Here is a 9109-nt window from a genome sequence, read left to right on the forward strand (position 1 = left end):
TGTCCGCACAGGTGATCTAAATGGCAAAGAACGACAAAAACGAGATCGTCACCGTTAAGGTGGCAAAGCGCAAATCTGTCGACGTGGAGGGCAAGCTGTACGGCCCCGACAGCGTGATCGAGCTGTCGCTGGAAGATGCGAAGGATCTGTTTGAAAAGGGCTTCGTGGTCGATCCGAAAGATGAGCCAGAAGCCGTCGAGGGGCCGGGCGTCAAGTCCGAATGATCGACTGGGACAAGATGGTCCTGGCGCCGACTGTCGGCGTCTTCGGCGAGGAAGTCATTTACATGCCGGCGGAGGGCGAGGCTTATCCCATCACCGGCGTGTATGACGAAGGTAACCGCGACCTGCATCTGGGGGGCGGCACGGGCTTTAATTCCTCGAACCCGATCGTCGGCGTGCGCGTCGCTGAAATGAAGGCGTATCCGCTGCAGGGTGACCTGCTGCGGATCACCCGAACGGGCGACCTCTTCGAAGTCAAGGACATCAACGACGACGGCAAGGGCGGCTTAACGCTGTCCCTGAACGAGGCGGAGGTCAGCGATGACTAATCCGATTCTCGCCCGGCGCCAGATCCGCCAGGCCGTCATCGCTGCGCTGCAAGGCGCGGGCGTCGTCCCGGCGAAGAGCCTGTCGTCGCCTGGTGACTGGGTGACACAGCCTGAACGCGTGCCGGCGATCCTGGTGCGCGTCACGAAAGCCACCAAGGAGCCACAAGCGACCGGCCCGACGAACTTCACCACGGTGGTGCTGGTTGAGCTGGAAACGCGCGTGTCCGCCAATTCGGCGGCCACGGCGCAGGACGAGCTGGACGAGTTGGACGCCAAAGTCGAGCAAGCGCTGTTCACCAATACGGAGCTGATCCGGCTGGTGCAGCGCTTCGGCATGGAAGCGGAAAGCGAGATCAACTCCGAAGGCCGTAACCACGTGGGCGGAACGCGGATGCAGCTGCGCTGCGAGGCGTTCGAAGCCTTTGATCCGATCTACGACGCGCCGGACGCGCTGCAGCCGGTCGCACCGCCGCTGGAAGGTGTGGCGCTGCACGTCGACCTGGCTGCGCCATTCGACGCCAACGGCGTGTACGAATCCCAGTTCGCTGGCGCCGTACCTGCCGCGCCCCGCACGAGCGGCCCAGACGGCCGCGATGAAGGTGGCCTCGAAATAACCCTCAATTCATAGGAGAGCACATGCTCGTAAAGCCTGCCAACGGCCTGGTCATTCGTGACCCGGACCTGCTGGACCTGATCCCGGAGACTGGCCGCGAAGTGCCGGAAACCGACTACTGGATGCGCCGCTTGCGCGACAAGGACGTCGTCCTGGTCGAACCGGCCGCTGCACCCGTCAAACAATCCGCAAAGGGGAGCACTGACTGATGAGCAAAATTCCATTCAAGCAGCTGCCGGCCAACGTGCGCGTGCCGCTGTTCTACGCCGAGGTTGACAACTCGCTGGCCAACAGCGGCGAGTTCAATCAGCGCGCCCTGGTCATCGGCCAGATGCTCGCTGCTGGCGTTGCCCAGCCGAACGTGCCTGTCATCTGCCAGAGCCCGGCCGATGCTGCTGCCTTGGGCGGTGCGGGTTCGATGCTGCACCTGGCGGTGCAGGCATATCGCCAGAACGACACGTTCGGCGAAGTATGGTGCCTGCCGGTGCAGGATGCCGGCGGCGCCACGGCTGCAACTGGCACGGTGACGTTCACTGCCGCCGCCACGGTCGCAGGCACGCTGTCGCTGTACGTGGCAGGCGCGCTGGTGCAGATGGCCGTGCTGCCGACGCAGACCGTCGCGCAGCTGGCCACCGCGCTGGTCGCGGCGATTACCGCTACGCCAAACCTGCCGGTGTCCGCCGCTGCTGCTGCAGGCGTTGTTACCCTGACCGCGCTGAACAAGGGTACGGTGGGCAACGACATCGACGTGCGCCTGAACTACCTGGGCACGCGCGGTAGCGAGGCCACGCCGACCGGCTTGGCCGTGACGATCGTTCCGATGGCAAATGGCACTGGCGTGCCGGCACTGGCGGCGGCGTTGGCCAACCTGGGCGACACCATGTTTGACTTTATCGTCTGCCCGTACACCGACGCGGCAAGCCTGAACGCCGTCGGCGCGCTGCTGAACGATGTAAACGGCCGCTGGTCGTGGGCTTCGCAGCTGTACGGCCACGCCTTCGCCGCGCAGCGTGGCACCGTAGGCTCGCTGACGACCTTCGGCGTCGGCCGCAACGACCAGCACGTCTCTGTGATGGGTTTCAATGACAGCCCGACGCCGAGCTGGCAGTGGGCCGCTGCGGTTGCTGGCGCGGCGGCTTCGAGCGTGCGCGTGGACCCGGCAATGCCGCTGCAGACCGTGCGCGTGGCCGGCGTGCTGGCGCCGCCGCTGGCTTCGCGCTTCCAGCTGACCGACCGCAACACGCTGCTGTTCGACGGTATCTCGACCTTCACCGTCGCCGACGATGGCGCCGTGGCGATCGAGAACCTGATTACGACGTACCAGAAGAATGCGGCCGGCGCCCCGGACAACAGCTATCTGCAGATCGAGACGCTGTTCACCCTGGCGCTGGTACTGCGCTCGCTGAAAGGCGTAATCACGTCGAAGTATGCGCGCGTGAAGCTGGCCGCCAACGGCACGCGCTTCGGCCCTGGTGCCAACGTCGTCACGCCGAACATGATCCGCGCCGACCTGATCGCCGCCTACCGCACCTTGGAGGACGCCGGCCTGGTGCAAAACGGTGATGCGTTCAAAGACGGCCTGATTGTGCAGAAGAACACGCAGAACCCGAACCGCGTGGACATTCTGTGGCCCGGCACCCTGATCAACCAGCTGCGCATCTTCGCGCTGCTGGCCCAGTTCCGCCTGCAATAAGGAGCAACTTCAATGGCAGACACTACCAATCGCCTCGCCGGTATCGCGTACCTGAACGTGGACGGCAAGACTTACATGCTCGCCGGCGACCTCGGCTACAAGGTATCCAAGGTTGCCCGCGAGACGCTGACCGGCCAAGACCGTGTCCACGGCTACTCCGAGAAGCCCGTCGCTGGCGAAATCACGGCAAAGTTGCGCGATGCCGGCGGCCTGACCGTGGCGGACTTCAACGCCATGACCAACGTGACCGTCACCCTGGAGCTGGCCAACGGTAAGACCGTTGTTGGCCGCAACATGTGGACCGTCGATGACCAAACTGTAGAAACGACCGAAGCCACCTTCGAAGTGAAGTGGAACGGCTTTAGCGTCGAGGAGGTGTGATATGCAAGTCAATCAACAAAACGAACAGGCCGCCTCGGTGGCCGATACGCTGGTGCTGACCCTGCGCAAGCCGGTGTCCTTCGCCGGCAAGGACTACTCGGCCGTCACGCTGCGCGAGCCTATCGCAGATGAACTGGAAGCTGCATCCCGCGCTGTGTCGGGCGTCGGCGCCTTGATGTCGCTGATCGCCAGCACCGCGCAAGTACCAGCGGGCGTGGCCAAGGCCATGTGCAGCCGCGACCTGGCCGAGGCGGACGCCTTCTTCAATGGCTTTACCGTCCCGCCTCAAGAGACGGGCGACGGTGACGACTTCGTGGACCAGCTGGAAATCAGCCTCCGCAAGCCGGTATCACTGGGCAAGGCTGACGCGGCGACGACCTACGAGACGCTGGCGATGGCGGAGCCGACCGGCGGGCAGAAGGAGCAGGCTGCACGCGAGCCGAACGACACGCGTGCGGCCATCGTGCTGATCTCGCTGGTGGCCAAGGTGCCGCGTGCTGTGGTGGGCCGCCTGTGCCGCCGCGACTTCGAGGAGGCGTGCAATTTTTTGGGCAGCTGCAACGTGGTTGGCCCGAAAACTGGCGCGATGTAGCGGCAGAACTGACGCGCTTCTACAGGTGGTCGCCCGATGAAATCTGGGCGCTCACCTGGACGCAGATGCGTTGGTGGAACGACCAGGCCATCCGCATGACCAATCAGGAGAGGGCTGCCAATGGCAAATAAGTTTCAAATCACGATCTCGGCGGTTGACCGCGCTACCGGCGTTGTCCGGCGCGTCAATGCGTCGATGTCGCGCCTGACGCGGCCTGTGGTTGAGGTCGGCAAGTCGGTGCGCAACCTGGTGCGCGAAGCGGGCATCGACAAGTTCGGCCAGCGCCTGATGGGCGTTGGCCGGGCTGCTGTCGATGTGACGRGCAAGCTCGGGGGGATCGCTGGTCCGCTGGGAATCCTGGTGGGTGGCAGCATCCTCGCCGGCATCGTAGCCCTGACGCTGGAATGGGGCCGGCTTGGCGCGGAAGTTGACCGTACCGCGCGATCGCTCGATATCTCCGCCACCGAGCTGCAATCCCTGCGCGGGGCGGCGGCTGCGGCCGGCGTCGGTTCGCAGGAGCTTTCGGGCGGGCTGAAGAGCCTGGGCGATACGCTGGAGGACGCGCTGTTCGGGCGCAACCAGCAGGCCCTGGTGGTGCTTAACCGCCTTGGTGTGGGCATCCATCACACCAGGGACGGCTCGATCGACGCCGCACGCGCCATGCGCGACCTATCGGCTTCGATCGTAGGAATCAAGAATGTCCAGGTGCAAGGGGTTATTGCCCGCACCTTCGGGCTTGAATCGGTCCTGCCGCTGCTACGGCAAGGGCCAGTCGCAATCGCGGCATACGAGCGTAAGGTCGCTGAGCTGGGTGGCGTCATGGGCGGAAGCGCCCTGCACGCCGCCGAAGACTTCGAGCTTTCCCTGAACTATCTGTCGGTGGCCACTCAGGGCGTGAAGAACAGCATCGGCGCGCAGCTGCTGCCAGTCCTGCAACCGCTGATCGAGCRCTTCACGGTCTGGATCGCGGCCAACCGCGAGCTGATCGCTACCAAGGTCGGGGACTTCGTCGGCGGTCTGGTACAGCGTCTGAACGAGCTGGACTTCCAGCGCATCAGCGACGATGTGCACGGCTTCGTTACCGCCGTGGATGATGCGGTGGAGTCGGTGGGCGGCTGGAAGAATGCCGCCATCGGCCTGGTGGTGGTGATGAACGGCAGCCTGATCGCCAGCGTGATCAATCTCGGTCTGGCGATGGGGTCGCTGGGTGCGAGCGCGGTTCCGCTGGCTATCCGGTCGTTCGCGCTGCTGGCTGCGGCGGCGGATGCAACGCTGGTTCCGGCCATCCTCAAGGCAACGCTGAAGATGGGGCTGTACATGGAGAGTCTTGCGGTGGCCACGGCGGGCGTGCCGGTCCTCAGCACGGTGCTGAGCGGTTTGTCGGCGGCGTTCCTGGCTACCGGCGCGGCAATCGCTGCCACGCCTATTGGCTGGCTCATTGCAGGCATCGCGGCCATTGCCTTCGGCGTGTACGCGATCTACAAGAACTGGGATGCTATCGGCGCCTATTTCAGCAAGAAGATCCAGGCCGTGCGTAACGTGTTCGAGGAGGATTGGATCGGCGGGGTGGTCAAAGCGCTGTGGGAGTTCAGTCCGGTGAAGATCATCGGCGACGCCATGAACGGCCTGTCCAAGTGGCTGTTCGACTTCGACCTGTACGATGCCGGCAAGCGCGTCGTCGCTGGCCTGGTGCGTGGCATCAAGTCAGTGGCGTCGCTGCTGCCGAAGTCGTTGCAGCGCACGTTGGGGATCGACGGCTGGGCGCAGGCGTCGGTGGCTACTGCGGCTCCGGCTGCTGCGGCTGCCGTGCCCCGGTCTCAGGCGGTGTCTGTACCAACTGCAGCGGCGGCGGGGGCTGTGCAGACGTCTGCACAGCCGCTTGGGGTGCGCAACAATAATCCCGGCAATCTGCGCAGCTGGGGCAATACGCCTAGGGACGCGGGTGGTTATGCGGTATTCCCGACGATGGAGGCGGGGCTGAACGCTGCGGTGCGCAACCTGGTGGCGCAGCAGAAGGTGCATGGGCTGAACACGATCTCCGGGATTATCGGCAAATGGGCGCCGCCGAGTGAAAACAACACGACGGCATACATCTCCGATCTGTCGCGCCGTACAGGGTATGCGCCGAACCAGGCGCTGAACCTGGACGATCCGAAAGTGGTGGCGCCGCTGATTTCGGGCATCGTGCGCCATGAGGGTAACAGCAGCGGCGTCACCGAGGAAATGATCAACCGTGTTGTGGCCGCGCAGTTGAGTGGCGGTCAGGGTGGCCAGGGCGGCGCCCAAAAGATGGAAGTGGCGCTCACGCTGCACGGCCTTCCAGCCGGCACGTCCGCCACGGCGCGCACGCGCGGCGGCGAGAACATGCCGGTGCGAGTGGCTTACACCATGCCAACAGGATTGACACCATGAGCCTTTCCAACCTATCGGGCGGGACCCGAACGCTGGGCAACAGCGTTTCGGGCCTGTCCAACGCAACCAACCGCGTGTTCTCCGATCTGGGCGTGGGCTCGGGCCAGAAGGCCGCGTATTGGATCGACCAGCTGCGGCCGGCGTCTTTCCGGGGCGTGGGCTTCGGCGTGCTGGAGTCGCAAATGCGATTCGGGCGCAAGATTTCGATTCACCAGTATCCGTATCGGGATACCGTGTGGGTCGAGGATCTGGGGCGCTCAGCACGGCGCTACAGCTTCTCGGGCTTCCTGGTGGGGGCTGACTGCATTGCCCAGCGCGAAAAGCTGCTGAAGGCGTGCGAAGAGGCTGCTGCCATCGAGGGCGGGGAGTTGGTGCACCCGACGCTGGGGCGCATCAAGGTCAGCCTGGCCGAGGAAGTGACGTGCACGGAGCGCTGGGATCGCGGGCGCATGTTCGAGATCGGGTTCTCCTTCATCGAGCAGGGCGAGCGAAAATTCCCGTCGTCCGACCTGTCCACCAAGGACGCGGTCGGGGCGGCTGCGGACGCTGCGAAATCGGCGTCCACCAAGAGCTTCCTGCAAGGTGCTGCCGAATCCATCAAGTCGGGCGTCGCCACGGCGCTGAAAGCCACTTCGCTCGTCCAGGGATGGGCGGCGAAAGCTCAGGGGCTGGTGAACGATGCAACCAACCTGCACCACTACGTGCAATCCCTGCGCGGCGACTTCGGGCGGCTGTTCGGGCATGGCACGGTGCGCTCCAGCGGTGCAGCCACGCCTGTGCAAGCGATGCTTGCACAGGGTGCTGTAGCGCGCACCAAGGTGGCCGTGGCATCGACGGCCGTAGCGCAATCCGGCGTCGCGCTGCAGCGCGCAGCAGGGCTGGCTGTCTCTGAGCCCGTGGCCACTGCCAGCATGACGTCGTTCGCTCAGGCGGTGCACGCGCTGCCTGCGGCGATGGCAGCGGTGGCACCCACGCCGGCCGATGGCCTGCGGCTGTTGGCTCAACTACGCAGGGCGGCGACGGTGCCTGCGCCCACTGCCGGGATCGTCCCGCAGCCGTACCCGGCGGCGGCTCCCACGGCGGTGCAGGCGCTGCAGCTGATAGAGGTCAGCACGTCGTCGCTGTTGCGCCGCGCGTGTGCCATCGCCCAGGTGCAGCTGGCCGCGCAGTATCAACCGTCCTCGCGCGAGGATGCGCAAAGCGTGCAGGCTCTGGTGCTGGCGGATCTGGACGAAGAGATTGTCGTCGCGGGCGACCGTGGAGAGGACGAATCGTTCAACACGCTGCGCACCCTTCGCAGTGCGATGGTGCAGGACATGGCCGCGCGCTCCGAAAGCCTGGCCGCCATCGTCACCGTGCAGCTGGCGGGACCGTTGCCGGCGCCGGCGATCGCGCAGCGCATCTACCGCGATGCGGGGCGGTCGGACGAGCTAATCACGGCAGCAGATCCTGTTCACCCTGCGTTTATGCCTCGCAATTTCAGCGCCCTGGCGCGATAGCTTTTCAAGGAACGCAATGAATGATGATCTTACGCTGGTCGTGAGAGGGCAGCGCTTGTCCGGCTGGGACACGATCCGCGTGACGGCGGGCATGGAGCGCTGTCCCAACGATTTCGACCTGACGTTGACGGAGCGCTATCCCGGCGCCGCCGACTTCGCAGTGTTCCCTGGTGATCCGTGCGAGGTGTATCTGGGGCCTGATCCAGTCATTAAGGGCTATATCGACCGATTCGACCCGGCCATCGGCCCGGAAGAGCACAGTATTCAGGTGTCCGGACGCGGCCGGTGTGCCGACCTGGTCGATTGCGCCGCCGAGTGGCCGGGTGGACAGATCAGTTCCGCCTCGGCGCTGTCGATCGCGCAGAAGCTGTGCGAGCCCTACGGTCTGTCGGCGTCCTGCGCCACGGACCCCGGCCAGCCAATTCCGCAACTGATCCTGAACAGTGGCGAGACGGCGTTCGAAGTCATCGAGCGTGTGTGCCGTTTTGCTGCCCTGCTGGCCTACGAGGGGCCGGATGGCAATCTGGTGTTGTCCCGTGTCGGAACGGACAAGACCGCAAGCGGCTTCAAGGAGGGCGTGAATGTCGAGCGCGCGGCGATCGCCTACACGGCGGACCAGCAATTCTCGGAATACCTGGTCGTCCGGATGGCGATGGACGTGCTGCAGGATCTGGGCGACGGTGGCAACGTCGTGGCCAAGGTCGTGAACCCGAACGTGAAGCGTCACCGGCGCCGGATCATTGTCGCCGAAGGGGGGGACGCAGGCTCGCAGGTTGCCGAGCAGCGCGCGGTCTGGGAGGCCAATCGTCGCTTCGGTCGATCGGCCCAGCTGCGCCTGTCTACGGATGGCTGGCGTGATAGTGCTGGCCTGCTGTATTGGCCTAACAAGTTGGTGGACCTTGAGCTGCCCACGCTGAAGGCTACCGGCAAGACCTGGCTGATTAGTGAGGTGACGTTCCGGCGCGATATGCGCGGGACGGGCGCCGACCTGGTGATCATGCACCCGGATGCCTTCCGGCCGCAGCCGATCCTGCTGCAGCAGGGGCCGGCGGATATCCCGATTGGAGGTGGTCAATGAGCGACGTTAGTGGCGCCATCGAGCGCATGTACCGCCGCATTCTGCTGATCGTCGGGCGTGGCCGCACACAAACCGGGTCCGACGACGGCGCTGTCCAGCTGCAGCAAGTGCGCCTCGGGCGGATGGACACCGTGGACAACGTGCCACGCCTGGCCGAGTACGGCTTCAACTCCATGCCGCCGCCGGACACGGACGCAATCGTGCTGTTCGTCGGCGGAAACCGAAGCAACGGCGTCATCGTGGCGACCGGCAACCAGCGCTTTCGCATGCGCAGCTTGAGGCCAGGAGAGG

The 9109-nt window shown here is 64.9% G+C and carries 11 protein-coding genes; all 11 read left to right on the forward strand.

Features of this window, described 5'->3' with window-relative positions:
* Positions 1-20: 20 nt before the first annotated feature.
* On the forward strand, positions 21-224 hold the full coding sequence (locus AB4Z11_RS13505) for a hypothetical protein (protein WP_090189581.1): 204 nt from the start codon (positions 21-23) through the stop codon (positions 222-224).
* Positions 221-550, forward strand: a complete 330-nt coding sequence (locus AB4Z11_RS13510) for a head-tail joining protein (protein WP_442025766.1) — start codon at positions 221-223, stop codon at positions 548-550. The genes AB4Z11_RS13505 and AB4Z11_RS13510 overlap by 4 nt, the downstream gene beginning before the upstream one ends.
* Positions 543-1178, forward strand: coding sequence for a hypothetical protein (locus tag AB4Z11_RS13515; RefSeq protein WP_442025767.1), 636 nt, complete (start codon positions 543-545; stop codon positions 1176-1178). The genes AB4Z11_RS13510 and AB4Z11_RS13515 overlap by 8 nt, the downstream gene beginning before the upstream one ends.
* 8 nt (positions 1179-1186) lie before the next feature.
* Positions 1187-1372: a DUF2635 domain-containing protein gene (locus tag AB4Z11_RS13520; RefSeq protein WP_090189587.1), complete on the forward strand. Its 186-nt coding sequence runs from the start codon at positions 1187-1189 to the stop codon at positions 1370-1372.
* Positions 1372-2856, forward strand: a complete 1485-nt coding sequence (locus AB4Z11_RS13525) for a phage tail sheath subtilisin-like domain-containing protein (protein WP_442025768.1) — start codon at positions 1372-1374, stop codon at positions 2854-2856. The genes AB4Z11_RS13520 and AB4Z11_RS13525 overlap by 1 nt, the downstream gene beginning before the upstream one ends.
* Before the next feature lie 12 nt (positions 2857-2868).
* Positions 2869-3237 carry a phage tail tube protein gene (locus tag AB4Z11_RS13530; RefSeq protein ID WP_090189591.1) on the forward strand — a complete coding sequence of 123 codons (369 nt, stop codon included), beginning with the start codon at positions 2869-2871 and terminating at the stop codon, positions 3235-3237.
* 1 nt (position 3238) lies between these two features.
* Positions 3239-3829 carry a phage tail assembly protein gene (locus AB4Z11_RS13535; protein WP_442025769.1) on the forward strand — a complete coding sequence of 197 codons (591 nt, stop codon included), beginning with the start codon at positions 3239-3241 and terminating at the stop codon, positions 3827-3829.
* A gap of 120 nt (positions 3830-3949) precedes the next feature.
* Positions 3950-6241, forward strand: a complete 2292-nt coding sequence (locus tag AB4Z11_RS13540; RefSeq protein WP_442025770.1) for a hypothetical protein — start codon at positions 3950-3952, stop codon at positions 6239-6241.
* A complete protein-coding gene (locus AB4Z11_RS13545; protein WP_442025771.1) occupies positions 6238-7740 on the forward strand; it encodes a DNA circularization protein in 1503 nt (500 codons plus the stop codon). Before AB4Z11_RS13540 ends, AB4Z11_RS13545 begins: the two co-directional genes overlap by 4 nt.
* Positions 7741-7756: 16 nt before the next feature.
* Positions 7757-8818: a phage baseplate assembly protein gene (locus tag AB4Z11_RS13550; RefSeq protein ID WP_442025772.1), complete on the forward strand. Its 1062-nt coding sequence runs from the start codon at positions 7757-7759 to the stop codon at positions 8816-8818.
* On the forward strand, positions 8815-9109 hold a 295-nt coding region (locus tag AB4Z11_RS13555), incomplete at its 3' end, for a phage baseplate assembly protein domain-containing protein (protein ID WP_442025773.1). The genes AB4Z11_RS13550 and AB4Z11_RS13555, both read left to right, overlap by 4 nt.

The sequence above is a fragment of the Pseudoduganella sp. RAF53_2 genome, from assembly GCF_052113985.1.
In the GTDB taxonomy this organism is placed as follows: domain Bacteria; phylum Pseudomonadota; class Gammaproteobacteria; order Burkholderiales; family Burkholderiaceae_D; genus Rugamonas.